Below are 25,265 nucleotides of genomic sequence, written 5' to 3'. Positions count from 1 at the left end.
TTGACCTTTAATCCGAAATCAATGAGTTTGCTTGAACGTATAAAGACTTTATCTGCTACCAATAGCCGCGATACAATAGATGTGCGTCGTCATCTCCACGCAAATCCAGAGCTATCATATCAGGAAGTTAACACGGTGGCTTACGTCGCCGAAGTTCTGAAGGCATCAGGTATAACTAGTCTTATGCCGATGGCAACTACCGGGCTGGTGGCCGAGATTCAGGGAAGAAATCCTTCACGAAGAACTATTGCCTTGCGCGCAGACATGGATGCGCTCCCCATCACCGAAGCCAACGACGTTCCTTATAAGTCAAAGAATATTGGCGTAATGCATGCCTGCGGACACGACGTTCACACGTCTTCTCTTTTGGGTACCGCACGAATCCTCAATCAGATTCGCGATTCGTTCGATGGCACTGTCCGACTCATCTTTCAACCTGGTGAAGAAAAGAACCCTGGCGGCGCTTCTTATATGATTCGCGATGGCGCTCTGCAGAATCCTGTGCCTTCATCCATCCTCGGACAACACGTGTTTCCCTTATTGCCGGTTGGAAAGATCGGATTCCGTGAGGGCATGTACATGGCAAGTGCCGATGAAATCTATCTGAAAGTTATTGGTAAAGGCGGACACGGCGCAGCCCCCGACCTGTGCATCGATCCAATTGTCATCACTTCGCATATCATTGTTGCCATGCAGCAGATCATCAGTCGCAATGCCAATCCTCGCCAGCCAACGGTACTTACATTCGGAAACATCATCGGGCATGGCGCTACTAACATTATCCCCAATGAAGTGAATGTAGCGGGAACATTCAGAGCAATGAACGAAGAATGGCGCGAATCGGCATTGATAAAAATAAAGAAGCTTGCCGAGGGCATCGCCGAGGCAATGGGCGGACGATGCGAAGTAGACATCTCACGCGGCTATCCCTATCTCGAAAATAACCCTACCCTTACACGCAGAATAAAAAGTCACGCGGAAGCATACGTTGGAAAGGAAAACGTCGTTGACATTGACATATCACTCGGTGCTGAAGACTTTTCCTATTATTCACAAGTCGTGCCGGCATCCTTCTATCGCCTGGGCACAAGCAATGCGTCGAAAGGCATCACGTCGTATGTGCATACACCAACATTCGACATTGATGAAGATGCTCTTGCTATTGGACCCGGCCTGATGGCATGGATGGCAGTGCAGGAGTTGTCTGCATCATAAAAGCTTCAAGCCCGGGGAGACTTGACTTAGAGCTAATCCTATGTCGAATTCTGCTTCTTTCCTTCGGAAACAGAATTAACGTTTCATGATGCTCTGTATACCGTATATCATTGTACGGTGCGTTATCACAATTAAGAATCAATAGATGATGAAATCGTTGATCGCCCTGTTTTTCATGCTAACCTCAGCAATCTCAGTTATTGCTCAAAAAAGCTTTAGTATAAAGCTCTACCAGAATTCGGACTTTTTTGATTCTGAAATCAATGATTGGGATACCCGAACAACGACTACCGTTCACAACGCGAACTTTAACAGGTTCAGTGTCGCCGTGAGCTTGACTTCAAAAAAGAGGTTCACGCACGAGTTAGAGATCTTCATACCCGAGTTTTCAAAGTCACTTGGCGACCTGCAATATCCAATGGATTACAGTATTTCTAAAGGCTCAAGTATCGAGGGTAAGGCAGGTTCTTGGTCCCTTCGATATGAATTGAGTAAGGTTCTCACGAAGGCAAACAAGGGGCTACAGTTTAGCGCCGGAGCTGGAATAAATCCCTACCTCGTTCGCATAGAGTATTTTTCAAACAACCCACAAACCTATTACTCTTCATCCGACCTGTATGGTGCGGCGATTACCATTGTTCCCCGCGTCAGCTACAAACTTTTTCCTGCGTTTAGCCTTGAACTCAGTATGCCTTTCAAGGTATACGATCTGCGTGTAAATCAGCGTCGGATAGACAACCCTGCAATACCAATAGCTCAGCAGGAAACCAAGAGCTACAACAGCATCTTTTTTGAAAGCGTCTATACAATCAGGCTTGGTCTCAGCTATACCTTCGGAATTCATAAGAATTGACTTCACACTCAATTCCCCTGCCTGATACCTATCCACAACGACTCTCTGCCATCGGTCCACTGCCTCAACACCGACTACGCACTAAATTGACTCATGTCCCAAACTCAAGACTAAAGACTCAGGACTAACTACTTATTAATGATTACCCTTGCCGGCACCGGAGCAGTCACGCCATTCTTTTCAAACACCGTCTTTAGCTGCTCGTGCAACCCGAAGTACACGTCCCAATAGTTAGACGCAAGGGCAAATGGTCTGATAGCAAGTGTCACCATGCCATCACCAATCTTCTGAATGTTGACAGAGGGTGCGGGATCCTTCAATACCAATGGATGAGATAACATTAGATCTTCAGCAACTTTCTTAACTTTTTGAAAGTCATTGTCAGGTGCGACCGCCATGGTAATATCAACCCTCAGTGTGCCTTGTTTCGAATAGTTGATGATCGTTCCGTTTGAAACAGCACCGTTTGCTAGAATGACAGTCTTGTTCTCAGGTGTTAGCAGAATGGTATTGAAGATTTGAATTTCATTAACAACCCCAGTCTGTCCCTGAGATTCAATGAGGTCACCTACTTTGAACGGCTTAAACACAAGAATGAGAACACCCCCGGCAAAGTTTGCCAGCGAGCCCTGCAATGCCAAACCAACAGCAAGACCCATGGCTCCTATTACCGCTACGAACGATGTTGTTTGAATGCCGAGCATGCCGGCTACCGTAACGAGCAGCAACACCTTCAACCCTACTCCAATCATGCTTCCCAGGAACGACTGCAGTGAAATATCAAAGTGTCGCTTTCGCATTCCCTGAGTGATCATCTTCGTAATCCAGCTGACTATGTAGAGACCAACGATGAAAACGATGATAGCGCCCAGGATCTTTACGCCATAGGTCATCATCCAGGTCATAATGAGTTCGCGGTACTTGTCCAGAGTTTCCATAACAGAGGGGGTTTGTGATATACCCAAGCTAAGGAAAAAGATTCAAAATGAAGTGACCGGGTTATTAAGAAGCTGATGCAATAAGACACGAACGTGTCAATGAAGTGGATTACTTGCAGCTGTAACTGAAGGTTGCGTCCCCTGCGGTGAGTGGATTCCCCAATTGATTATAGGTAAAGTCGAAGGAAAATGTCCGACTCGAGCCGTCGCCGCTGTATTGCTTTGCCGATTTGCAGTTATGCAGCATGGTTTCCATATTCAGCTTTGTTCGGATGCTTTGCACGCCCGAAAGGGTTAGTGTGGCCTCAATTGAAAACGGCGCCGTTTTATTGGAAAAGATCTTGTCGTCAAATTCAAGGTATTCGAGTGAAAGCATCTCGGGCCCGGATTGGGTCTGGCTAAAGTAAATCTTTTTGGTGTTCCCTTCAGTATCGTACTCGTAACGGAAATAGGCGCCATTGCCATAGGTTGCCGTTACCATTTGACCCAGGTCGTTGTAACCAAACGTTATTACAACCTTGCTCGTTTCGATCTGAGTGGGCTTTTCGTTAATGGTGGTTTCCGTTTCAATCTTGCCAACGCTATTATAGGCGTAGAGCCGGTAGAAGTTATCGTCATTAATGCGGGTCACCAGACCATCCGCATTGTATTCGATCGTGCAGCCTCCTGTGTAACTTCCGTATTTGTAGTTTATAGCAGTGACTAGCCCGGCGTCATTTCGGACGTACGTGTAAGTCGAATAGCTGGTGGTGACACCTGAGAGAAGACATGAAGTTATCTGGGGAGTATTGGGAACATTTCCGGTCGGATTCCCGCCATTGTTACCACCGTTATTGGAGTTATTTGACGGTGATACATCGCCATCGCCACAACCGGAAATCAACAACAGGACAACAATTGATAAGCAGGCTAAACGCATATAAAGGCTTGATATAAATAGCAGTCAACGTTCATCCTTGATACCACTCCGTCTAAGATTGTAACCCGGCAGCTGGGGGTGGTTCAGGCACTACGCATCAGCACGGCTTCAGCCGTACTTTATTACTCCACTGTCACGCTCTTAGCCAGGTTTCTTGGCTGGTCCACGTTACAACCCCGCATCACTGCAATGTGATAGGAAAGAAGTTGTAATGGAATAACTGAAACCATTGGCATCAACGCTTCGTGAACTGCGGGTACCTCAATGACAAACTCTGCCATCGCAGGAATAATTTTGTCACCTTCCGTAACCACAGCAATTACCCGACCCTTGCGCGCCTTTACTTCCTGGATGTTCGAAACAATCTTTTCATATGAGCTATCGCGCGTGGCAATAAAGGCGACCGGCATTTCTTCGTCGATGAGTGCGATAGGACCGTGCTTCATTTCAGCGGCCGGATATCCTTCAGCATGTATGTACGAGATTTCCTTCAGCTTCAATGCGCCCTCCAGGGCAACCGGGAAATTGTATCCTCGTCCGAGATAAATGAAGTTCGGTGAGTCCTTAAAGATCGCGGAGATCTCTTTGATCTGATCATTTAACTTAAGGGCCTTTTCAACATGCCGTGGTATGTTTTCCAGCTCCGCCAGAAGTTCATGATACTTTTGATCGGTAATTGTGCCCTTTCGTTCAGCCAGTGAAAGCGCAATCATCGTGAGCACGGTAAGCTGAGCGGTGAATGCTTTTGTACTGGCCACACCAATTTCAGGGCCTGCGTGAGTGTATGCGCCGGCATCTGTAGCTCTGGCGATCGAAGATCCTACTACATTACAAACTCCAAATATTATGGCTCCCTTTGACTTTGCAAGCTCGATTGCTGCAAGCGTGTCGGCGGTTTCACCAGACTGCGATATGGCAATAACCACATCGCCTTCTCTAATGATCGGATTCCGATAGCGGAACTCGGACGCATACTCAACCTCAACGGGAATTCTGCAGAATTCTTCAAAGATGTATTCAGCAACGAGCCCGGCATGCCACGAGGTACCGCAGGCCACAATAAGGATACGGTCCGCGTTCACGAGCTTATTCAGATACTCTCTGAGGCCACCCAACACCAACTGACCCTTGCGTGCATTAAGACGCCCGCGCATACAATCGGCGATAGACTTTGGCTGTTCATAGATTTCCTTCAACATGAAATGTTCGAATCCGCCCTTCTCGATAGCCTCAAGCTCCAGGTCGATGGTTTGAACATAGGGTGTGAGAGGAAGGTTGGCTGTGTTTGTTACACTAAGCTTGCCATCCTTGATCAAAGCAATTTCATGGTCATTGAGATACACTACTTCATTAGTGTATTCAACAATAGGTGTGGCATCTGAGGCAAGAAAGTATTCACCCTTTCCAACGCCCACAACCAGTGGACTGCCTTTCCGTGCAGCGACAAGAGTATTCTTGTCATTTTTCGACATCACAACGATCGCATACGCACCAACCACCTGGCTGAGCGCAAGCCTCACTGCTTCTGCAAGAGAACATTCGTTCTTGCTTTTGATATCTTCTATGAAGTGAACGAGGACCTCTGTGTCGGTATCAGAAGCAAAGGTATGCCCCTTGCTGATCAGGTCCTGTTTCAGAGCACTGTAGTTCTCAATAATTCCATTGTGGATAATAGCAAGCTCACCATCGCCGGAATAATGAGGATGAGCGTTCCTGTCATTCGGTTCGCCATGCGTTGCCCAACGAGTGTGGCCCATTCCAATAGTACTTTGCAACGGCTTGCCCGCAAGGAATTGTTCAAGGTCCGAAACCTTGCCTTTCCTTTTGTAAACATTCAGATCGCCGTTTTGCAGTGCGATTCCGGCACTGTCATAACCACGATACTCGAGACGCTTCAGGCCTTTAATAACAACTTCATGCGCCTGGCGATTTCCAACGTAGGCTACAATTCCACACATAACGAGAGAGGGTTTGGTTAGGTGTACTTACTGGAGATCCAATGGTTTGGTGTATGAGATCCGGAGCTTAATTCCACTGCGCGGGAATATCGCACGGTTCAATGACTTCGCTCCACTCGTAAACGCTGGTTTTGTCGAAGCATCCGATCCTGGATACAAAAGAAAAGTTAACAGGCGCGTACGATCATCATTGCGTATCGTCATCTTTTGAATCAACAAGGTGAATACACCACTGTAGTTTCTCTTCGTTGATGAATACGCCAGTGTCGTGGCCTTATCGCCATGAATATAAAATACATTATCGTTGTCGATGAATGCAGCCGCGTTACTAAGGGCAACATCATAGGTGAGATATGGATAATAGCGCACCATGTCAATACTATCCTGATTGTTGTCAGCGCTATATCTCCTGAATCGATTGTTGTTAGGATTGAGAACCCTTAAGGCCAACGACGGCGGTGGAGGCAGCGATCCGGACTCAACATTCTCGACCACCAATTCCGCAGTGTTTATCATCAGGTTCGGAATGGTATCGATGTATTCGAAAAACTTGCTGAAGTCAACTTTAGTAAAGATGCCAGTACCAGACTGTATGTATCGAGTTTCAGAATTCTCAAAATAAGGCTGATGATATTCCTGGATCTGCGCAAGTTCAGTGGCAGAACGGTCTCCGGTGATCTGATTGAAACTGATTACACCGCTTAATCCCAGGTTAAGCGAGGTTGTATCGGTGGCCGTATGATAATGAAGCTGCAATTGGGAAGCTACGGCAGATGGATTAAAGCCCAAAGCCTTGTCGGAAGCCTCTGGCTTAATGATCAAACCCTTAAATACTTCTATGAAAGCGCTGTATTTTATAAACAGTGAATCCGCTGGTGTCGCATAGTCGCGCCACTTAACAGCAGCGCTAAACAATTCTCTGCCGAAGCCCTCGTTAAGGGGGATCTTAATAGTGATTACCGTATCGTAGTCCGTAGTACTCTTGGCAAATTCGTCGAAGTCCTCAGTATCAACAGTGAAGGATTTCTTGCCGAGCAACTCGCCACTTGTCACTCCAGTCTTGTTGAAGTAGTTCTTAATGTTTTCATACTTGATAACTTCTTCAAGCTTATATACAGACACTGACTGCGATGACTTTGCTGTCGACCCATAGTGGTATAAGTCGAATTGCAGTTGTAATGACACAGAGTCGTAAACCGCCGCGGCGGGAAGCTTGGTCGTGACAACAGGAAAATACTGCGTAACAGCGTTACTGCCAACGGTTCCAAAGCGATCATCCTGGTATGTTCCAACCAATAGTCTGTTCGGCTCCCCGTTATACGAAAAATTGGACGTACGCAATGAGTCCCTTAGCAAAACACTGCTTTCTAAGTTAATGTCGTAACTGTAGACCCGGAATTTTGTGTTTGGATTCGGATAACCTAAGATGGCGACGTCTTCGTGGCAGGATATAAAAAAAAATAGGGCAACCGACAAGAAAGTCAGTTGCCCAATACGGTTAACCCATAAGTTCATTATAGAGGTTGTAATACGATTCTGTTGAGTTCTCGTCATTGTCGAAGTTTTCGACCTTCTTTTCTTTGTTCTTCTTGAACAGCCCTTCGAGTTTCTTGTTTTCCCCAGCGACGATCACGGCATCAGAGAATTCCATGCCAAGCTTGATGAAGCCTTCAAAGTCAGCAGACTTGAGATTGCCAAGCATATTATCTTCAATGTCAATCATCTTGACCTTGTCCATAATATCGCCTTTGAATTTGTGAGAGAAAGAGTTGTTATAGATAGTGAAAACGGTCTTCGCATTCTTGAACAACGGGTCGTTCTTGTAAGTGGTCTTCAAATACAATGGAATGAAACTGGTGATCCAGTCATTGCAATGTACAACATCGGGAGCCCATCCGAGTTTGCGAACGGTTTCGATTACACCTTTACAGAAGAAGATAGCACGCTCGTCGTTGTCTTCGTAAAACTTGTTCTCCTTATCGTGGAAAACAGACTTACGATGAAAATAATCTTCGTTATCAATGAAATATACCTGCAGCTTAGCATTAGGTATAGACGCAACCTTAATGATCAAAGGCTTTTCCTCATCTCCAACCGCGATATTAATCCCCGACAGCCTGACAACTTCGTGTAACCTGTTCTTACGTTCATTAATTATTCCAAATCTTGGAACCAGGATTCGAATCTCCATCCCTCTTTCCTGCATTGCTTGAGGAAGTTTGCGCACAAAGTCCGCAACTTCGGAGGTTTGCAGAAACGGATTGATCTCGCTGGCTACATAAAGAACTCGAAGTTTTGACATATTGATTGAATTTTAAGTAGAAGGAAAATTGAAGCACAAAAGTACAAAAAATTACCCCCCTGATCAACTAAATTTCAGTTTTCCCTATATCTTTGCGACCCTTTGCCAAAATGACGTAAAATGAAGATTTTCAATGAGATAGGCCCACTTCGGACCTACCTGAAAGAAATTACCACCAATGGCAGAACTGTGGGTCTGGTGCCCACCATGGGGGCCCTTCACGAAGGCCACATTTCCCTGGTCGAGGCTTCCAAAAAGGCCAATGACATCACAATTTCCACCATTTACGTCAATCCAACTCAGTTCAACAACCCTTCGGATTTACAGAAGTATCCGCGCACTCTGGAGCAGGATGCCGCATTGCTTGAAAAAGTTTCCTGCGACGTCCTTTTTTGTCCTACAGATGCTGAAATGTACCCTGATAAGACCCTGATCAAATTTGATTTCGGACATCTTGACAAGGTGATGGAAGGCGAATTCAGGCCTGGGCACTTTAGTGGCGTTGCGCTCGTCGTCTCAAAGCTTTTCCACATTTGCGAACCTACCCGCGCGTACTTTGGCCAAAAAGACTGGCAGCAGCTCACAATAATCAAAAGGCTCGTAAATGAACTCAAGTTCAACATCGACATCGTTTGCATTCCGATAATGCGGGAAGCCGATGGCCTTGCTATGTCATCCCGCAACCGAAGACTGAACCCTGAATTGCGCAGCCAGGCGCCCATTATCAATCAATCATTAAGACTTGCTTCTGAACTTCTCCGAAAGGGCGAGGAGGTGGCTACTGTAAAAAAGGCAGTGAAAGAAGCCATTGAGTCTCAAACTGAACTCAAACTGGAATACGTAGAGGTGGCCGACCCGGTGAACCTCACACCGATGAACCGCGTTGATAAGAGCGCAGAGGCCATTATTTTTGTTGCTGCCTTTGCCGGCGAGGTAAGACTCATCGACAATATGTATTTGGAGTGACTTTTGATTATTAGGCTCCCAAACAAACCAGGGCTTTACGGCCCTCTCAAAGATTGTGAGAATAGAAGTATTGAAGTCAAAAATTCACCGTGCCCGCATCACGCAGGCCGAGCTTCACTATGTGGGTAGCATCACCATCGACGAAGATCTGATGGACGCTGCCAACATGATTGAAGGTGAAAAAGTGGCAGTTGTCAATGTTAATAATGGTGAACGTCTGGAAACATACGTGATCAAGGGTGAACGTGGATCAGGCATGGTTTGTCTCAACGGTCCGGCTGCGCGCAAGGCACAGGTTGGTGACATCGTTATCATTATATCTTATGCCTCTATGAAATTCAAGAAGGCAAAGGAATACAAACCTACTATTGTATTTCCTGCTGAGGATAATAAGCTACCTTAGCCCCTGAACATCACGAAATATTCGTGTCGGGACTACGCAACATCATTCAATATAGTTTGATCCTGGCGGCCACTGGTCTGCTCATTTGGTTCTCCCTGAGAGGCATCCAGGTTGAAGGCGATGGCAACAAATGGGACTACCTCGTCGCGGCATGGAAACACGCGGATAAGGGCTGGCTGCTGGCAATGGCGGCCATCATGATATTAAGTCACTGGCTTCGTGCCGTGAGGTGGCGAATACTTCTTCGACCTGTCGGCTTCCGGCCTGGAATCAGAGACAGTTTTCTTTCGGTGATGGTTGGATATCTGGTCAATCTCGCCATCCCCAGAGGAGGCGAAGTGTCACGCTGTTACAACCTCTATAAGCTGGAAAAAACGCCGGTGGAAATTTCATTCGGTACTGTTGTTGTTGAACGCATCGTCGACCTGATCTGTCTGCTGATGCTTATCTCTTTAGCCTTCATCTTTGAATCACAAAAACTCTTTGCTTTCGTTGCAACGTTACCAATAGGCGCAGGCGGAGGCGAATCGCGACTCATTGCTATTGCCATTGTCTTAGGCGTCATCTTGCTTATCTCAGGCACTCTTTACATCGCCTTTAAAAGAAGCCAACGCTTCAAAAATTTTATTAGCAAGACCTGGAACGGGTTCAAGGGCGGACTGACATCTGTTTTCCATCTTGAGAATAAGTGGCCGTTTATACTGTACTCACTGATGATCTGGGCCCTGTATTTTCTCATGAGTTACGCCGTGATTCGCGCGTTCCCATCTACATCAGAGCTCGGATTTCATGCAGTGCTGAGCTTGTTCGCCATTGGCGCAATCGCTATGGCAGTTCCATTGCCAGGAGGCGCCGGCTCCTACCATGTCCTGGTACCCCAGGGACTCTTCTTTCTATATGGCATTCCCAAAGCCGATGCCGTTGCGTTTACATTTATTTTTCACGGCTGGCAAACCGCTGTCCTCGTGGTGGTTGGAGCAATTTCCCTCATTATAACATCCGTCCTCATCAAAAAAGATTCGAGCGTCGGTTAAACCTTCGGCCGCGCCCTCCATCTAAGCTCTGTCTTTAACAAAACAAAAGATTGAAACGGCCCCCGGCCAGGGCCGGACGCAATCATCATTTCATTCGAGAGCATTAAACCTATTAACCAATGAAAATCAAATTTCTGAAATCAATTCTGACAGTCGCGGTTGTTTCATTCGCGATGGTGGCATGTGAACGCGATGAACGATTTTCACAAGGCAGCGATGAAGAAGAAGAGCAGGCTGTTGAGTCTGCATCCGTCAGCGACGACGCCAGTGACGATGTGCTGGAAGTAGTGGGCCAGGTCGAAACACAAATGGCCGCTTCCGGAGGACGAACCTATGCGAGCTGTGCTACAGTCACAAAGGACAAGGAAAATAAAATCATTACCATCGACTTCGGCGATGGATGTGTGGGTCCTTATGGACGTGAGAGAAGCGGAAAAATATTCGTTGCATACAGCGGTATCGTTGGCGACTCACTCAGCAATCGCATCATTACATTTGAAAACTTCTTTGTGAACCATAAGGGAGTGACCGGCACTGTCGAACTGCGCGACATAGAAATCAACGATGCTGGTAATCTGCAGTCCACGAAAAAACTCGTTGACTTAAAAATAACATTTCCTAACGGCGAATACGTCGTGTACAATGGCAGTCGGACACGCGAGCTGATCTCGGGCTATGCCGACAACGATCCATCGAACAATGTATACCGAATCACAGGTTCGATTTCGGGTCAGTCTACAACGGGGCGCTCGTTTACCCAGGAAATTACAACTCCCATTATTGCCAACTGGGCTTGCGCGGCGGAAGGTAATTTCGCTCGTGTCAGCGGTGTTGTCGAGATGACGAAGCTAAACGGATACGTTGCCCGGAAACGAATTGTTAACTATGGAGAAGGTGAATGCGACAACGTCATAACGATCACCACATTCAGACGCACATTTGAAGTTACAGTTGCTGATTGATGCTCCCCTGGAACCTTCAGTAAACGATTGATATTAATTTGAAGTCGGTAGTTGTGCTTTGTTGACGGGCCGTCTGAACAGGACGGCCCTCTTCATTTTCGGAACCTTGTTCGCTATTTTTGCGTGATTACACTGTCATGGCGGACCTGTTGTTTCGATCCGGAGGATTCATCGAGTCGATGTTAAAGCTCACACGCTTTGGAAATCTCGTCATGATCGCGTTTGCCCAATACTTTACCGCGGCCTTCCTTATCGACAAACAAACCGTCTTCGACCTTCGTCTGTTCTTGCTCTCACTATCAACCGTTGTAATTGCCGCAGCCGGTTATATTATTAACGACTATTACGATGTTAAAATCGATTATATCAATAAGCCCGATCGCGTAGTGATCGGTAAAAGTATTACCCGCCGCTTTGCCATCCTCTTCCATGTGCTGCTTTCGGTTTGTGGCATTGCATTGGGCGTTTATCTTTCCTGGCGTATAACCGCCCTGAATGTTGCTTCAGTGTTCTTGCTTTGGATATACTCAAACAGTCTGAAGCGTATGCCATTTATCGGCAATCTTACGGTCGCCTTGCTTACCGGCGCTGCAGTCTATAGTGCGGAGATGTTGTATCACTCAGGCAACGCATTGATAGTAGTGTTTGCCATCTTCGCCATGTTCATGACACTCATCCGGGAGATTATCAAGGACATCGAAGACCTCAAAGGAGACAATACATTCGGTTGCAAGACTCTTCCTATCGTTTGGGGTATACGCAGAACTAAAATTGTTCTCTATGCCATCGTGATCATATTTTCAATTACAGTAGTGCTGCTCAATTATCAGTTCCGTGCCCTGCCATTCCGATATCAAATCATCTTTCTCTTTCTACCGCTGCTTGTATTGATCTGGAAACTTATACGGGCCGACACAAGACTGGACTTCATTCACCTGAGCACCCTATGCAAGGTGATCATGCTCATGGGTATTGCCAGCATGGCATTTGTTTAACCTGATATTTCTTTGCTTTCTTTGTCCCCGATTTGATCCTATGAAGAATGCACGCATCGCTATTTTCGCGTCCGGCAACGGCAGTAATGCGGAAGAAATAATACGCTACTTTAAGCATCATCCTACAATCGACGTATCACTGTTGCTAAGCAACAACCCCGATGCCTATGCACTCCAACGTGCCGAAAACAATAACATTCCTTCTAAATCATTTGACAGGGCTACTTATAAAGAGACCACACTGCTGCTGGACTGGCTCTCAGAAGCTAATATCACCCATATCGTTTTAGCCGGATTCCTCTGGCTGATTCCCGATTACTTGCTCAAAAAGTATCCCGGACACATCATTAACATACATCCTGCACTGCTTCCAAAACATGGAGGCAAGGGGATGTATGGGATGCGGGTTCACGAGGCGGTTAAAACTGCAGGCGATACTGTTTCAGGTATAACGATACACCTTGTTGATGCCAATTACGACGAAGGAAAGGTAATTTTTCAGGCAACGTGCCAGATTGGGAATCAAGATACTCCTGAGCAGATTGCATCAAAAGTACACGCCCTTGAGTATCAACACTTTCCGAGAATAATAGAAAGTTGGATTTTATAGTAGTTATAACTGCTAAAAAAGTGTTAATTTAAATTACACAACGGGAGTCCCACACTCACTGTTTTAAGGTTACCGGACGCTATGACTAATAGTTAGTACGATAATCCTGGAGGCAAATCCCACATCGCCTCAAAGTTTGTCATTCACCTTAGCATTTGAAGAAGATGAAGTTGAAGTACATCGAAAGCTTTGACGGGCTGAGAGGCGTCGCTATAATCATGCTGATGGTATTCCATGGAAGCTACGGATACCTGAAAGGCGGAATACCAAGAGTGGATCTGTTCTTTGTAATGAGCGGGTTCCTGATAACCTATGTTCTATACTCGGAATACCAAAAAACCGGGAACATCTCATTTAGGAACTTCTATTTAAATCGCGCGTTGCGCATCATTCCTGCGCTTATAGTCTGCGTTGTACTTGCTAACCTGGTGTGGTCAGTATCGCCTGTTCCTGAACTGGCTGATAGAACAATTGCCTCGCTCGCTTCATTATTTTTCTTCGCTAACATGATGCCCGCGGCTTACCTCGGAAACATTCCACATCTATGGTCAGTGTCGGTAGAAGAACACTTTTATCTTATATGGCCTGCGCTGACTTTCTTCCTTATTTTCAAGCTTAAAGGCCGGGCACGAATCATATTCCTATTTGTCACTATCGTATTGCTCGAGGTCTTCCGCGTCGTCGCTTACCATCACAGTGATACCTGGCGATGGGGAATCTTTTGGATCTATCCTTACGCTTTTACACTATGTCGAATCGATTGCCTGTTCACAGGCGCTCTGATATTTTTTGCTTTCTATCGGGCCGAATTTAATTACGCTAACCTTAGACCACTGCGGTACGACAACTTTTATCTCGTTGTGTTAGCCTGCATCTTTGTCATTTCCGGGGTTGTGATAAACTTTGAAGATGGCTCCTGGCTGGGAGGTGGATTTGTGTTGACTAACATCGTTTGTGCCCTCATCGTAATCATCGTTCTAAGAAATCCTACCCATCCATTCCTGACTCATCGATGGCTGAAGTGGTTAGGTGTCAGATCATATGGAATTTTTCTCTATCATATGCCGATCTTCTATGGAATGGAATACTTCAGGTTGAAGCATGATTACGTGAACCTCGTAATTGTCACAATCATAAGGTTTGCTCTTTCGATTGGTTTCGCAGCACTATCGTACCAATACCTGGAATTGCCTTTCCTGAAACTTAAGAATCGTAGAAAGAAGGGGCAAGTGGTACCTCCAATTGGAAAGCCATTCGAACAAGTCGATTCCGGGAGTCTGATGCCCGGAAGTTTAATCCTGAGGCCAGGCTTTCAAACCAATCGGAGCGCAGCCAGACCTTCCAGTTTTACATCGCACGTCGATTGAGTTCCTGTACTCTGTCGAATAGTTTGATAGCATTGAGGAACACTTCGTTCGTCTCGTTTATGACAGGGAAGAAGCCGTCATTGCCCCAAAGCTTGCGGGCAATCTGAGCTTTAACATGAACCTGAAACAAGCTCTTCTTCTTGGCCAGCTCCCGTCTGTCAGCTCGCACCTTGTTGCGCTCACCAACACGGACCAGTTCAGCCAGCATTTGGTCTGTTACCTGAAACGTCTTGAAGAAATGCTCAAAGCCTTTGTTCACCAACTCCTCTTTGTGCGTTTCAGCATACCCGAAAGTGTACTCCTGAATTGACGTCGACGTGTACAGCTCGTTCAGATAATGGCTGTTCAGTGTCGTGTCGAGTGGCACAAAGTAATCAGGCATAATGCCTCCGCCTCCGTATACTGAGCGACCACTTGCCGTAGCATACTTCAATGAATCATTAAAGTGAATGCTGTCGGCATGGAAGAATTCACCGTGGTCGTACCGACTTACAATGTCACGGGAGTATTCATCTCCGTCTGTGTATGGCTTTTGGATAGAACGGCCCGAAGGTGTGTAGTAACGGGAAATTGTGAGCCTTAACTCTGATCCATCGGTTAAAGCAAAAGGCGATTGAACCAATCCTTTGCCAAAGCTCCGACGACCTACAATCAAAGCGCGATCGTTGTCCTGCAATGCCCCAGCCAGAATTTCAGATGCCGACGCGCTGCCTTCGTTCATCAAAACGATGAGATCGCCCTTCTCAAATTCACCCCGTGCAGTGGACGATGCGTCTGAATTATACTTTTTCTCCTTCCCGTTCGTGAACACAATCTTTTTTCCTGCCGACAGGAAATCATCAGCTATATCGATGGCCATGTTCATATATCCACCGGGATTTCCCTGCAGGTCAAGCACCAGCTTCTTCATGCCCTGTTCTTTCAGTTTTTTCAATGAGGCGTGAAACTCTTCAAATGTTGTCGCAGCAAAGCGGTTAACCTTGATGTATCCAATTTCACTGTCGACCATATAGGAGACATCCACTGAATACTGTGGGATCTTATCACGTACAATCTTGTAAGCGATTTCCTTATTACGTCGGAGAATGGTCACATTTACTTCCGTACCCTTTGGGCCCTTCAGCGCCTTCATTACATCAGGTGATGTAACACCGATACCAGCCAGAAGCTTTCCATCCACTTTTATGATCTTGTCGCCAGACTGGATTCCGAGTGCCTCCGAAGGCCCACCGCTCAGCGCTGAAACAACCACAATCGTGTCCTGGAAGATGTTGAACTCTACCCCTATGCCATCGAAATTTCCGCGGAGGTCTTCATTCGCCGCAATCCTGTCTGCCGCCGGAATGTATGCGGAGTGAGGGTCCAGCTTGTTCAACATGTGATGGATCGCATCGTCAACCAGGGCACCGGTATTCACGGTGTCGACATATTCATCCTGAATCTGGGTCAGAACTTCCCTGAATTTCTGCACATCCTGATTTACATCCGACGTGCCCCTCTTCACGTTAAGACTTGCCCCTACAAACACACCCGCCGCCAGGCCAAGACACAAAACCAAAGGGAGTCTTATCTGATATTTTGAATTATTCGGTTCGCTCATTAAAAGCAGTTTTTTGTCACTAACGAACTACAAAAGTAAATGTTGGCCGTCAAAGTCAATAACGAAGCCCGCCGGGCGTATGTTTTCCGGGCTGATCTAGCTCCAGACGGCAACCGATTACGGTTTTGTGCAACTCCTATGCCTTGCCAAAACTATGAAACTATGACAGGGAACAACCGGATTTCGACCCCAGAAATTCCCCAACGGCCTGGAAATTAGATTATATTTACAGACTGTTTATGAGCAAAACGACCCTGAAGGATACGCGCATTGCCGAACTCGTGGATCAGAACTATGTCCATGCGTACGTGCTGTATTATTTCGGGATCAAGTTTTACGAGCACTCAACCCTGACGCTTGAACAGGTCTGCCAGCAGCGCGGACTGAAAGTGGAACAGGTGATTCGCGAAATGGAGTCGCCGTCATACCTCAGAGAGGCGGACCTACCCCTGGTATCTTATCCAATCGACCTCATACTCGAATACCTGAAGCATTCTCACTTTTTGTTCATAAAACATAAGTTGCCTTACATCGCGCGCCTCGTAGAAAGCTTTAAGGCAAACCACCCTGATTACAACGCCGTTGAACGCGACCTCAAAATTGTATTTCCTCTGTTTGTCGAAGATTTCATCGAACACATCTATGAAGAGGAGGATACTTTATTCTCTTTCATTCAGGAGATGGAGCGTTCAGTGAAGCTGGGCTACGTTCCGACTAAACTCTACTATCTTCTGGAAAGGAATTCCGTGCACAAGTTTGCCATGGAGCACGAAGCGCACGACGATGAAATGGAGGGCATACGGAACATCACCCGCGACTATCGCCTCGAATTAACGGCGCCGCTACACGTCAAAGTTTTATATAACGAACTGAAGGCGCTGGAATCAAGTCTTATCACGCACGCCAGAATTGAAAACGAGATACTTTTTCCTAAAGCAATGGCACTTGAATCCAAAATCAAGGTCTCCTTTGCAGAGAAGATCAAGCTGAATTAACCAGCTACGTTGTCACAATACTGATTTAAGCTTGTTAGGAAAACACATTGCATATTATTGGAAAAATCAATGTCTACTTTCCGAACTTTAGATCGCCTTCGCCGTTAATCCAACACCACTGAATTTTGTATGAGAAAGGTAATTCTTAATCTTGCCGTTACCCTTGACGGATACATTGAAGGACCAAGAGGAGAGTACGATTGGTGTCTCACCGATAATGATTATGGGATGTCAGCCTTTCACGAACGTATTGATACCATACTTATGGGTTCAACATCGTTCAAGATGCTCATTGGTTTCGGCGCTCCTTATCCTCAGTACAAACTTGTTGTCGCCTCCGCCACACTCGATACTCATAACTTTTCAAACGTAACTGTAGTTAGGGATGACATCGCCGGATACGTTCGAAAAATGATTCATGAGCCAGGCAAGGATATTTGGCTCTGGGGGGGTGCAAAACTTTTTCATAGCCTCTTTGAACAAAAACTCGTGCACGAGCTTATGCTTTCCGTACATCCTGTGATGCTCGGCGGCGGCACATATCTGTATCCTCGCCTTAAGGATCGGAAAAATATTAAGCTGACAAATTCAATCACCTACCCTTCTGGTCTGGTTCAACTTTATTACAATGTCACCGGACGTTGAACCATTTCATAACTTGCAGCCATGGGAAGAATCTTAGCCGTAGACTATGGCACCAAGCGAACCGGACTCGCTGTTACAGACCCGCTACGCATAATAGCGACAGCCCTCGAAACCGTTAACACTGCTGACTTATTGACATACCTTACGAGTTATTTAGCAAAGGAAACTGTCGATGAATTCGTGGTTGGCATGCCGAAAACGCTCAAGAATGAAGACTCTCAAACCGCCCCCCTTGTAAGAGCATTTGTAGAAAAACTAAAGGTCGCGTTCCCGGGAAAACCCGTTCACCTGGCCGACGAGAGGTTCACATCCAGTCTCGCAAAACACTCTATGCTCCAGAGCGGCGCCAGCAAGAAGGACCGGCGCGATAAAGCCAACATCGACAAAATCAGCGCCGTTATCATTCTTCAATCATTTATGTCTGCGATGCCCCCTGGTAGGGGAATTTAGGCTTTTGGGGATGATCTAATAACATTACATTTGTGGCGATGATTTATCCGATTATCATGTACGGCGACCCGGTACTGCGTCAACGCGCAGCCGACATCCCCGTTGGCACAGACCTGACGCAGCTCATCGAGGACATGTATGAAACCATGCACAACGCCAGCGGTATTGGACTGGCTGCCCCACAGATCGGCAAGTCTATGCGCATTTTCATTGTCGATGGAACCATCATCGAAGATGAGCCAGCCATGGCTGACTTCCGGAAAGCGTTTATCAATCCCGAAATGCTGGATGAAACCGGCGAGTTTTGGGAATATGAAGAGGGCTGTCTGAGCATTCCCAACATCCGTGAGAAGGTTGAACGCAACGAGAAGCTTCGCATCCGCTACTACGACGAGGGCTGGAACCTGCACGAAGATGAATTCGATGGCATGAAGGCCCGCATCATTCAGCACGAATACGATCACCTCGAGGGAAAGATGTTTGTCGACTACCTTACCCCGCTGAAAAAACGTTTGTTGAAAGGAAAGCTCTCCGACATTTCAAAGGGTAAAGTCGATACCGAATATCGCATCGCGGCTCCTTTGAAGAAATAATGAACGAACGCCCGCGTCAACTCCCATGAGGATTGAATCGAAAATTCCAGACGTTGGCACTTCCATTTTCACAGTGATGTCCAAGATGGCGCTGGATCACAACGCCATCAATCTGTCACAGGGCTTTCCCGATTTCATGATCGACGATGCGATTATTCAATTGGTGCATCGGTATATGCGCGAGGGACACAATCAATACGCTCCCATGCCTGGCGCTCCCGTATTAAGGACCGTGATCGCCGAAGTTGTTCGAACTTCATTTAATCGTGCCGTGGATCCGGATACCGAGATTACGATAACCTCCGGAGCTACGGAATCGATCTTTTCTGTCATCTCGGCATTTATAGGCAGGGGCGATGAAGTAATCATGTTTGATCCTTCTTATGATTCGTACGATCCGTCCGTAAGACTGAATGGTGGTATCCCCATTCATATCAACATGACCGAATCGTTTGGTATCAATTGGGATGAAGTACGCGGCCGCATAACGAAGGCCACACGCATGATCATTATCAATACGCCGCATAACCCAAGCGGCTCAATTCTATCCGAATCGGACCTCCTCGAGCTTGAAAATATAGCTGAGCAATTCGACCTGCTGGTGCTTAGCGATGAAGTCTATGAACGCCTCATCTTCGACGGCGTCGCGCATCAAAGTGTGCTTCGTTTTCCGGTATTGGCTAGCCGCAGCTTCGCTGTCTTCTCTTTCGGAAAAACATTTCATGCCACAGGCTGGAAAATGGGCTATGTGGTTGCCCCGGCCCAACTCACAGCCGAAATCCGGCGTGCCCATCAATTTGTAGTCTTCAGCGTAAATACGCCCATTCAGCTCGCCATGGCAGATTACCTCCGTGAACCCGGTCATTACAGGGGACTGGGGAAGTTCTATCAGCAAAAACGTGACTTTTTTCTGAACGAGATCAAGGGATCAAGCTTTGAACCGATCCCTAGCCGCGGTTCATATTTTCAGCTGGTTTCTTACAGGACGATCTCCAGCGAGCCCGATGTCCAGATGGCGGAGCGTCTCACCAAAGAATTCAAGGTTGCATCAATTCCCATTTCTGTTTTTTATAAGGACAGCACGGACCGCAATATTCTCCGTTTCTGCTTTGCCAAGAAGGAGGAAACGCTTGCAGAAGCAGGCCGTATCCTCAGAGGACTCTAGCATATTCTTATTCCCAAATTTTTAGTAAGAGAATTGGCATCCAATGACTTTATTTGCGGGCTGAAGGTAGCCCTATGCAGGACTTGAAATTTAGTGTGATCCAGTCAGAACTTCATTGGGAGGATGCCGATGCGAATCTGGCTTCGTTCGAAGAGAAGATCTGGCAGCTTAACGGCTCGACCGATGTGATCGTACTACCTGAAATGTTCACCACGGGCTTCACTATGGCGGCTTCCAAGAATGCCGAGTTCATGAACATGCGCACATTTAAGTGGATGAAGCACATGTCCGAGCAAACCGGCGCCCTCATCCTGGGCAGCTACATAGTTTCAGTTCATGATCGCTATTACAACCGCCTCCTCTGGATGGAGCCAAACGGTAACTTCAGGACCTACGACAAGCGGCACCTGTTCCGGATGGCCAATGAGCACAAAACCTATGCACCCGGAGAAAGCCTGCTGATCTCAACCTGGAAAGGATGGCGCATTTGCCCGTTGATCTGTTACGACCTTCGCTTTCCTGTTTGGAGCCGTAATCGCTGGGATGCAATTGCCAAGCGACCATCTTACGATGTCGCAGTTTACGTCGCCAACTGGCCAACTGCACGGATCGAAGCATGGGATACTTTGTTGAGAGCACGTGCCATCGAGAATCTCTCCTACGTGATCGGCGTGAACCGTGTCGGGCAGGATGGTAATGGCATTGAATACAATGGCCATTCATCGGTCATCAGCCCAAGGGGCGAAACCATCTTCACCAATGAAGGTGCAGAAATGGTGCACACGTTAGAACTCAGCGCTAACTCGCTTCAGGCGTTCCGCGACAGGTTCCCGGCATACCTGGATGCAGACGAATTCACAGTGGAATATGAGCACTACGAAGAATCAGACTTCGGAATGTGAGCACCATAATTGAATATCCATCTCGCCACAGAGGCGTATAATCCCCATATATCAAGCATGTCTCAACGAAAGATCTCCCGGGCCCTTATTTCTGTATATTATAAAGACAACCTCGAGCCCATCATCCACACACTGGCAAAGAACGGTGTTGAGTTTGTGTCAACAGGAGGCACTCAGGACTTCATCGAGAAACTGGGCTACCCGGTAACACCGGTGGAAAAACTTACCGGCTACCCTTCAATATTCGGAGGACGTGTTAAAACCCTTCACCCTGCCGTTTTCGGAGGTATTCTTTATAGACGTGACGATAAGTCTGATGTCGCCCAGGCCTCTGAATTCAAGATTGGTCCTTTGGATCTCGTAATCGTGGATCTGTACCCATTCGAAGAAACAGTTGCAAAAGGAGGATCTGAAGAAGATATAATTGAAAAAATCGATATCGGTGGCATTTCGCTGATTCGTGGTGCAGCCAAGAATTTCAACGATGTGCTGATCGTTTCGTCCAGGTCCCAATATGCAGACGCGCTTCAACTTCTGCAGGAAAAGTCGTGCAGCACGGAGCTTTCCGATCGTAAGCGTTTTGCAGCGGCCGCATTTGATGTGACCTCACACTACGACAGTGCCATCTTCAACTACTTCAATGCAGAACAGGGAGCTACCCGATTGAAAAAGAGCATTCAACAGGGACGACAACTTCGATATGGTGAAAACCCTCACCAGCAGGGCACCTTTTTCGGAGACCTTGATGCTCTGTTTGAGCAATTGAACGGCAAGGAATTATCATACAACAACCTTGTCGATGTCGATGCTGCAGTCAATCTGGTGGCTGAGTTTAGAGGAGAAACTGCTTTTGTCATCATCAAACACACGAACGCGTGTGGCGTAGCCACAAGCAATACATTAAAGGAAGCCTATCTTAAAGCTTTCCAGGCCGACACAATTTCAGCCTTTGGAGGCGTGCTGGCGACAAACCAAACCGTCGATCTGGCGGCCGCAGAAGAGATCAACAAGTTGTTTTTCGAGATCCTCATCGCGCCGGCTTTCAATGACGATGCTTTGGCACTGCTTCGATCCAAAAAGAATAGAATGATCCTTCGCCAGAAGCAGTCATTAAATGAGAAGAAACAGATAAAGAGTATTCTCAATGGCGTGATCGAGCAGGACCTCGATCTGAAGACGGATGCCAAAACAGACTTAAAGGTCATGACTCGTCTGGCTCCAACGGCCGATCAGGTCGATGCCCTCCTTTTTGCAAGCAAGATATGTAAGCATACGAAGTCTAATACAATCATCCTGGCAGTTGATGGACAGCTCCTCGCCAGCGGCGTAGGTCAGACATCACGCGTCGACGCATTAAAGCAGGCTATCGAAAAGGCAAAGGCCTTTGGCTTCTCGCTTGAAGGCACCGTCATGGCTTCAGATGCTTTCTTCCCTTTCCCTGACTGTGTAGAAATTGCCTCAAAGCAAGGGATCAAAGCTGTTATCCAGCCGGGTGGCTCTGTTAAAGATCAGGACTCAATTGATTACTGCAATGCTAATGGGATGAGCATGGTGTTTACCGGCTTCAGACACTTTAAGCACTAGTACCAACCGACAATTTGATAATTAAAGAGGGCCTTTAGGCCCTTTTGTCTTTATGATCTCTCTTCCCAATGGTATAGAATCGTGTATTAATAGAAATATTTACGCGGGTAAAGTTAGTTCGTCGAAAACCAAAACTTGTCTCTTGAACATTTGACAATTGATCACCTATTTTGAAGACGATTATGGTCCCGACAGAGGCCTGAAAAAATTGCCAGTTGTCAATTAGCATTTGTCTATTGAAATCGCGGCGACACTAAACGCAACTCGTGTCTCCAAAATTTTACTTAGCCGTCAAAAAACGTACATTTTTTAAGGGACAGTTAATTTTTTTCTAAATTGAATCCAATTTTGCGACCAGTCTCATTTTCACGCAAGCAACATTTTTTAAACCTCGGTAATCAATTAAGAGTACATGGCATTTTTTGATTTTTTCACCAGCGATATAGCAATCGACCTGGGTACGGCGAACACCCTCATCATTTACAAAGACAAGATCGTAGTTGATGAGCCCTCCATTATAGCATTGGACAAGGTTAACAGCAAGGTTTTGGCTATTGGTCGCGAAGCCATGCAGATGCACGAGAAGACCCATGATCACATCAAAACCATCCGTCCTTTGAAGGAAGGTGTGATTGCCGACTTCCAGGCAGCTGAAATGATGATCCGTGGTCTTATCAAAATGATCGACACAGGCAAACGCCTGTTCCCACCATCTTACAGGATGGTGATCTGCATTCCATCAGGGATCACTGAAGTTGAAAAGCGTGCCGTTCGCGATTCTGCTGAACACGCGGGCGCGAAAGAAGTTTATATGATCTACGAACCTATCGCCGCAGCCATAGGCACAGGTATCGATATCGATCAACCTATCGGAAACATGATCGTCGACATCGGAGGAGGTACCACCGATATCGCCGTGATCGCTTTGTCGGGTATCGTCTGCGATCAGTCAATTCGTGTTGCCGGTGATACATTTAACCGTGACATCCTCGATTATATGCGCAGACAGCACAACCTTCTCATCGGAGAGCGTTCGGCTGAGCGTGTGAAGATCGAAGTTGGCTCTGCCCTTACAGAACTCGATGAAGGTCCTGGCGACTATGAAATCCGTGGCCGTGACCTCATGACAGGTATTCCCAAAACCATTAAGATATCTTATTCAGAAGTAGCATTTGCCCTCGACAAGTCAGTATCCAAACTTGAAGAAGCTGTGCTCAAAGCGCTTGAAACATCTCCTCCGGAATTGTCGGCTGATATTTATGAGCGCGGAATTTATCTCACAGGCGGCGGTGCTCTCCTCCGCGGTCTCGATAAACGACTTGCCCTTAAAACTAAACTTCCTATCCACGTGGCTGATGATCCCCTGCGAGCTGTCGTTAGAGGTACAGGCCAGACCTTGAAGAACATTAATCAGTTCCGGGCAGTGTTGATGACATAGGTTGAATGGAGCGGCTCATTCTTTTTGTATACCAGAACAGGGCTTTTTTCACATTTCTTTTTTTGGAGCTTTTCTGTGCGTGGCTCATTGTCCAAAACAATGCGTACCAGGGATCAAAGTTCTTTAATTCGTCAAATGGTCTTGTTGCAGCGATGAACTCGTTCTCTCAGAGTGTACGAGACTACTTCATGCTGACCGAGGTAAACCGCACACTCTCCGAGGAGAATGCGTTGCTGAAACGAAAGTTAAGTCAGCAACCCATGACGTTCGTTTTACCCAACGATAGCATCTATCGCGACTCTTCAGCTGTTAACCAGTATCAGTTCGTTAGTGCCAAGGTGGTGAACAACCACGTTGACATGGTTAAGAACTTCATCACTATTAATAAAGGAAGTGAAGATGGAATAGAAGCCGGAATGGCGGTTATCAGCCCACTTGGCGTTGTCGGAAAGGTGAAGCTCGTGTCCAATCACTACGGAGTAGTTACCTCCATCCTGCACGTGGATGTAATGGTTTCCGCCGTTCTGAAGCGCACGGAGCATTTCGGAACCGTTAGATGGGACGGTAAGGATCCCGACGTAGTGGAATTGAATTACATTCCGCCACACGTTCGCCCCAATGTCGGTGACACGGTTGTTACGTCCGGATATAATGCGGTGTTCCCTCAGAATGTCATGATCGGTGTTATTTCATCGGTCGACCTCAACAAGGATGCACTCTTCTATGATATCAAGGTTAGACTCAGTCAGGATTTCCGAAAGCTTGCATGGGTAACTGTGGTGAAAAACACTCACCACGCTGAACAGGATTCGCTGGAACAGGTCATTCAAAAGTTGGAGAGATGAGCAGGAATATCATTTTATCGGTCATATCCTTCTTTATCTATCTGCTTTACCAGGTGCTGATCCTGCAGAACGTCGTATTGTTTCATACAGCTTTCTGCTTCCTTTATGTAGCGTACCTGCTGTTGTTACCAGTGGAAACGAACCCGCTCACGCTGATGGGTATCGGCTTCGTCATGGGCCTTGCCGTCGACATGTTTTATGACAGCGTTGGTCTCCATGCCTTCGCCTGCGTCATGATCATGTATATCAGAAACTACTGGCTGAATAACCTCACACCTCAGGGTGGATACAATACCAACGATGCCCCTTCAATAGCGCTCAACGGCTTGCAGTGGTTTACGGTTTATGCAACGCCGCTTGTGTTCATTCACCACGCTGCATTGTTCTTCGCCGAAGTTGGCGGCTTTTCAATGTTCTGGTTCACCCTTTGGAAAATAATAACGAGCACTTTATTCACATTAGTTGTAATTTTAATTGCCCAGTCTTTGTTTCCAGGACGACGGTCCCGATAAACCCCCTCGGGCCC

25 protein-coding genes are annotated in these 25,265 nt (G+C 46.7%); 19 read left to right on the top strand and 6 right to left on the bottom strand.

Features of this window, described 5'->3' with window-relative positions; translation table 11 throughout:
- The first annotated feature begins 21 nt into the window (after window positions 1-21).
- The gene (locus WBG78_RS00575; protein ID WP_337324412.1) at window positions 22-1,215 is read left to right on the top strand and encodes a M20 metallopeptidase family protein; all 1,194 of its coding nucleotides are present in this window, start codon (window positions 22-24) and stop codon (window positions 1,213-1,215) included.
- Between the two features lie 145 nt (window positions 1,216-1,360).
- On the top strand, window positions 1,361-2,068 hold the full coding sequence (locus WBG78_RS00570) for a hypothetical protein (RefSeq protein WP_337324411.1): 708 nt from the start codon (window positions 1,361-1,363) through the stop codon (window positions 2,066-2,068).
- Between the two features lie 128 nt (window positions 2,069-2,196).
- Here WBG78_RS00570 and WBG78_RS00565 read toward each other — a convergent pair whose 3' ends face one another.
- From WBG78_RS00565 to WBG78_RS00545, 5 genes are all read right to left on the bottom strand, one after another.
- Entirely contained in the window at window positions 2,197-3,006 is an 810-nt protein-coding gene (locus WBG78_RS00565) for a mechanosensitive ion channel family protein (protein WP_337324410.1), read from the bottom strand.
- A gap of 109 nt (window positions 3,007-3,115) precedes the next feature.
- Window positions 3,116-3,925, bottom strand: coding sequence for a hypothetical protein (locus WBG78_RS00560; protein ID WP_337324409.1), 810 nt, complete (start codon window positions 3,923-3,925; stop codon window positions 3,116-3,118).
- Window positions 3,926-4,047: 122 nt separating this feature from the next.
- Entirely contained in the window at window positions 4,048-5,883 is a 1,836-nt protein-coding gene (gene glmS / locus WBG78_RS00555; RefSeq protein ID WP_337324408.1) for a glutamine--fructose-6-phosphate transaminase (isomerizing), read from the bottom strand.
- A 27-nt stretch (window positions 5,884-5,910) separates the two neighbouring features.
- The gene (locus tag WBG78_RS00550) at window positions 5,911-7,239 is read right to left on the bottom strand and encodes a DUF4270 family protein (RefSeq protein ID WP_443092758.1); all 1,329 of its coding nucleotides are present in this window, start codon (window positions 7,237-7,239) and stop codon (window positions 5,911-5,913) included.
- Window positions 7,240-7,381: 142 nt separating this feature from the next.
- Window positions 7,382-8,185, bottom strand: a complete 804-nt coding sequence (locus tag WBG78_RS00545) for a glycogen/starch synthase (RefSeq protein ID WP_337324406.1) — start codon at window positions 8,183-8,185, stop codon at window positions 7,382-7,384.
- Window positions 8,186-8,305: 120 nt separating this feature from the next.
- Here WBG78_RS00545 and panC point away from each other — a divergent pair, with 120 nt between their 5' ends.
- The 7 genes from panC (at window position 8,306) to WBG78_RS00510 (ending at window position 14,522) form a co-directional block, all read left to right on the top strand.
- Window positions 8,306-9,151, top strand: coding sequence for a pantoate--beta-alanine ligase (gene panC, locus WBG78_RS00540; protein ID WP_337324405.1), 846 nt, complete (start codon window positions 8,306-8,308; stop codon window positions 9,149-9,151).
- Window positions 9,152-9,206: 55 nt separating this feature from the next.
- Window positions 9,207-9,554: an aspartate 1-decarboxylase gene (gene panD, locus WBG78_RS00535; protein ID WP_337324404.1), complete on the top strand. Its 348-nt coding sequence runs from the start codon at window positions 9,207-9,209 to the stop codon at window positions 9,552-9,554.
- 23 nt (window positions 9,555-9,577) lie between these two features.
- Window positions 9,578-10,588, top strand: coding sequence for a lysylphosphatidylglycerol synthase transmembrane domain-containing protein (locus tag WBG78_RS00530; RefSeq protein WP_337324403.1), 1,011 nt, complete (start codon window positions 9,578-9,580; stop codon window positions 10,586-10,588).
- A gap of 119 nt (window positions 10,589-10,707) precedes the next feature.
- On the top strand, window positions 10,708-11,550 hold the full coding sequence (locus WBG78_RS00525) for a hypothetical protein (RefSeq protein WP_337324402.1): 843 nt from the start codon (window positions 10,708-10,710) through the stop codon (window positions 11,548-11,550).
- A gap of 137 nt (window positions 11,551-11,687) precedes the next feature.
- Window positions 11,688-12,545 (top strand): geranylgeranylglycerol-phosphate geranylgeranyltransferase, encoded by an 858-nt coding sequence (locus WBG78_RS00520; protein WP_337324401.1) that lies wholly within the window; start codon window positions 11,688-11,690, stop codon window positions 12,543-12,545.
- Window positions 12,546-12,585: 40 nt separating this feature from the next.
- On the top strand, window positions 12,586-13,155 hold the full coding sequence (gene purN, locus WBG78_RS00515) for a phosphoribosylglycinamide formyltransferase (RefSeq protein ID WP_337324400.1): 570 nt from the start codon (window positions 12,586-12,588) through the stop codon (window positions 13,153-13,155).
- Window positions 13,156-13,319: 164 nt separating this feature from the next.
- Window positions 13,320-14,522: an acyltransferase family protein gene (locus WBG78_RS00510; RefSeq protein ID WP_337324399.1), complete on the top strand. Its 1,203-nt coding sequence runs from the start codon at window positions 13,320-13,322 to the stop codon at window positions 14,520-14,522.
- Here the strand turns inward: WBG78_RS00510 and WBG78_RS00505 are convergent.
- Window positions 14,503-16,122: a S41 family peptidase gene (locus tag WBG78_RS00505; protein ID WP_337324398.1), complete on the bottom strand. Its 1,620-nt coding sequence runs from the start codon at window positions 16,120-16,122 to the stop codon at window positions 14,503-14,505. The genes WBG78_RS00510 and WBG78_RS00505 overlap by 20 nt on opposite strands.
- A gap of 239 nt (window positions 16,123-16,361) precedes the next feature.
- Between WBG78_RS00505 and WBG78_RS00500 the strand changes: the two genes are divergently transcribed.
- The 10 genes from WBG78_RS00500 to WBG78_RS00455 all read left to right on the top strand — a co-directional run bounded on the left by WBG78_RS00500 (window position 16,362) and on the right by WBG78_RS00455 (window position 25,251).
- The gene (locus WBG78_RS00500; protein WP_337324397.1) at window positions 16,362-17,117 is read left to right on the top strand and encodes an iron-sulfur cluster repair di-iron protein; all 756 of its coding nucleotides are present in this window, start codon (window positions 16,362-16,364) and stop codon (window positions 17,115-17,117) included.
- Between the two features lie 129 nt (window positions 17,118-17,246).
- On the top strand, window positions 17,247-17,762 hold the full coding sequence (locus WBG78_RS00495) for a dihydrofolate reductase family protein (protein ID WP_337324396.1): 516 nt from the start codon (window positions 17,247-17,249) through the stop codon (window positions 17,760-17,762).
- A 21-nt stretch (window positions 17,763-17,783) separates the two neighbouring features.
- Window positions 17,784-18,212: a Holliday junction resolvase RuvX gene (ruvX, locus tag WBG78_RS00490; RefSeq protein WP_337324395.1), complete on the top strand. Its 429-nt coding sequence runs from the start codon at window positions 17,784-17,786 to the stop codon at window positions 18,210-18,212.
- A 38-nt stretch (window positions 18,213-18,250) separates the two neighbouring features.
- Window positions 18,251-18,805 (top strand): peptide deformylase, encoded by a 555-nt coding sequence (gene def / locus WBG78_RS00485; protein WP_337324394.1) that lies wholly within the window; start codon window positions 18,251-18,253, stop codon window positions 18,803-18,805.
- Window positions 18,806-18,830: 25 nt separating this feature from the next.
- Window positions 18,831-19,970, top strand: a complete 1,140-nt coding sequence (locus WBG78_RS00480) for a methionine aminotransferase (RefSeq protein ID WP_337324393.1) — start codon at window positions 18,831-18,833, stop codon at window positions 19,968-19,970.
- Between the two features lie 74 nt (window positions 19,971-20,044).
- Window positions 20,045-20,872, top strand: a complete 828-nt coding sequence (locus tag WBG78_RS00475; RefSeq protein ID WP_337324392.1) for an amidohydrolase — start codon at window positions 20,045-20,047, stop codon at window positions 20,870-20,872.
- 57 nt (window positions 20,873-20,929) lie between these two features.
- On the top strand, window positions 20,930-22,456 hold the full coding sequence (gene purH, locus WBG78_RS00470; protein ID WP_337324391.1) for a bifunctional phosphoribosylaminoimidazolecarboxamide formyltransferase/IMP cyclohydrolase: 1,527 nt from the start codon (window positions 20,930-20,932) through the stop codon (window positions 22,454-22,456).
- A 412-nt stretch (window positions 22,457-22,868) separates the two neighbouring features.
- Window positions 22,869-23,894, top strand: a complete 1,026-nt coding sequence (locus tag WBG78_RS00465; protein ID WP_025539554.1) for a rod shape-determining protein MreB — start codon at window positions 22,869-22,871, stop codon at window positions 23,892-23,894.
- A gap of 5 nt (window positions 23,895-23,899) precedes the next feature.
- Entirely contained in the window at window positions 23,900-24,739 is an 840-nt protein-coding gene (mreC, locus tag WBG78_RS00460; protein WP_337324390.1) for a rod shape-determining protein MreC, read from the top strand.
- Entirely contained in the window at window positions 24,736-25,251 is a 516-nt protein-coding gene (locus WBG78_RS00455; protein WP_337324389.1) for a Rod shape-determining protein MreD, read from the top strand. Before mreC ends, WBG78_RS00455 begins: the two co-directional genes overlap by 4 nt.
- Window positions 25,252-25,265 lie beyond the last annotated feature (14 nt).

It is taken from the genome of Chryseolinea sp. T2, assembly GCF_037203685.1.
Taxonomy (GTDB): domain Bacteria; phylum Bacteroidota; class Bacteroidia; order Cytophagales; family Cyclobacteriaceae; genus Chryseolinea.
Note: the sequence above shows the minus strand (reverse complement) of the source record. Positions and strands in the feature narration are given on the sequence as shown.

Bases quoted from the DNA above. Each gene is read 5' to 3' on its own strand.
- WBG78_RS00575 (WP_337324412.1), top strand. From the start codon at position 22: ATGAGTTTGCTTGAACGTATAAAGACTTTATCTGCTACCAATAGCCGC.
- WBG78_RS00570 (WP_337324411.1), top strand. From the start codon at position 1,361: ATGATGAAATCGTTGATCGCCCTGTTTTTCATGCTAACCTCAGCAATC.
- WBG78_RS00565 (WP_337324410.1), bottom strand. From the start codon at position 3,006: ATGGAAACTCTGGACAAGTACCGCGAACTCATTATGACCTGGATGATG.
- WBG78_RS00560 (WP_337324409.1), bottom strand. From the start codon at position 3,925: ATGCGTTTAGCCTGCTTATCAATTGTTGTCCTGTTGTTGATTTCCGGT.
- glmS (WP_337324408.1), bottom strand. From the start codon at position 5,883: ATGTGTGGAATTGTAGCCTACGTTGGAAATCGCCAGGCGCATGAAGTT.
- WBG78_RS00545 (WP_337324406.1), bottom strand. From the start codon at position 8,185: ATGTCAAAACTTCGAGTTCTTTATGTAGCCAGCGAGATCAATCCGTTT.
- panC (WP_337324405.1), top strand. From the start codon at position 8,306: ATGAAGATTTTCAATGAGATAGGCCCACTTCGGACCTACCTGAAAGAA.
- WBG78_RS00525 (WP_337324402.1), top strand. From the start codon at position 10,708: ATGAAAATCAAATTTCTGAAATCAATTCTGACAGTCGCGGTTGTTTCA.
- WBG78_RS00520 (WP_337324401.1), top strand. From the start codon at position 11,688: ATGGCGGACCTGTTGTTTCGATCCGGAGGATTCATCGAGTCGATGTTA.
- purN (WP_337324400.1), top strand. From the start codon at position 12,586: ATGAAGAATGCACGCATCGCTATTTTCGCGTCCGGCAACGGCAGTAAT.
- WBG78_RS00510 (WP_337324399.1), top strand. From the start codon at position 13,320: ATGAAGTTGAAGTACATCGAAAGCTTTGACGGGCTGAGAGGCGTCGCT.
- WBG78_RS00505 (WP_337324398.1), bottom strand. From the start codon at position 16,122: ATGAGCGAACCGAATAATTCAAAATATCAGATAAGACTCCCTTTGGTT.
- WBG78_RS00500 (WP_337324397.1), top strand. From the start codon at position 16,362: ATGAGCAAAACGACCCTGAAGGATACGCGCATTGCCGAACTCGTGGAT.
- WBG78_RS00495 (WP_337324396.1), top strand. From the start codon at position 17,247: ATGAGAAAGGTAATTCTTAATCTTGCCGTTACCCTTGACGGATACATT.
- ruvX (WP_337324395.1), top strand. From the start codon at position 17,784: ATGGGAAGAATCTTAGCCGTAGACTATGGCACCAAGCGAACCGGACTC.
- def (WP_337324394.1), top strand. From the start codon at position 18,251: ATGATTTATCCGATTATCATGTACGGCGACCCGGTACTGCGTCAACGC.
- WBG78_RS00480 (WP_337324393.1), top strand. From the start codon at position 18,831: ATGAGGATTGAATCGAAAATTCCAGACGTTGGCACTTCCATTTTCACA.
- WBG78_RS00475 (WP_337324392.1), top strand. From the start codon at position 20,045: ATGCAGGACTTGAAATTTAGTGTGATCCAGTCAGAACTTCATTGGGAG.
- purH (WP_337324391.1), top strand. From the start codon at position 20,930: ATGTCTCAACGAAAGATCTCCCGGGCCCTTATTTCTGTATATTATAAA.
- WBG78_RS00465 (WP_025539554.1), top strand. From the start codon at position 22,869: ATGGCATTTTTTGATTTTTTCACCAGCGATATAGCAATCGACCTGGGT.
- mreC (WP_337324390.1), top strand. From the start codon at position 23,900: ATGGAGCGGCTCATTCTTTTTGTATACCAGAACAGGGCTTTTTTCACA.
- WBG78_RS00455 (WP_337324389.1), top strand. From the start codon at position 24,736: ATGAGCAGGAATATCATTTTATCGGTCATATCCTTCTTTATCTATCTG.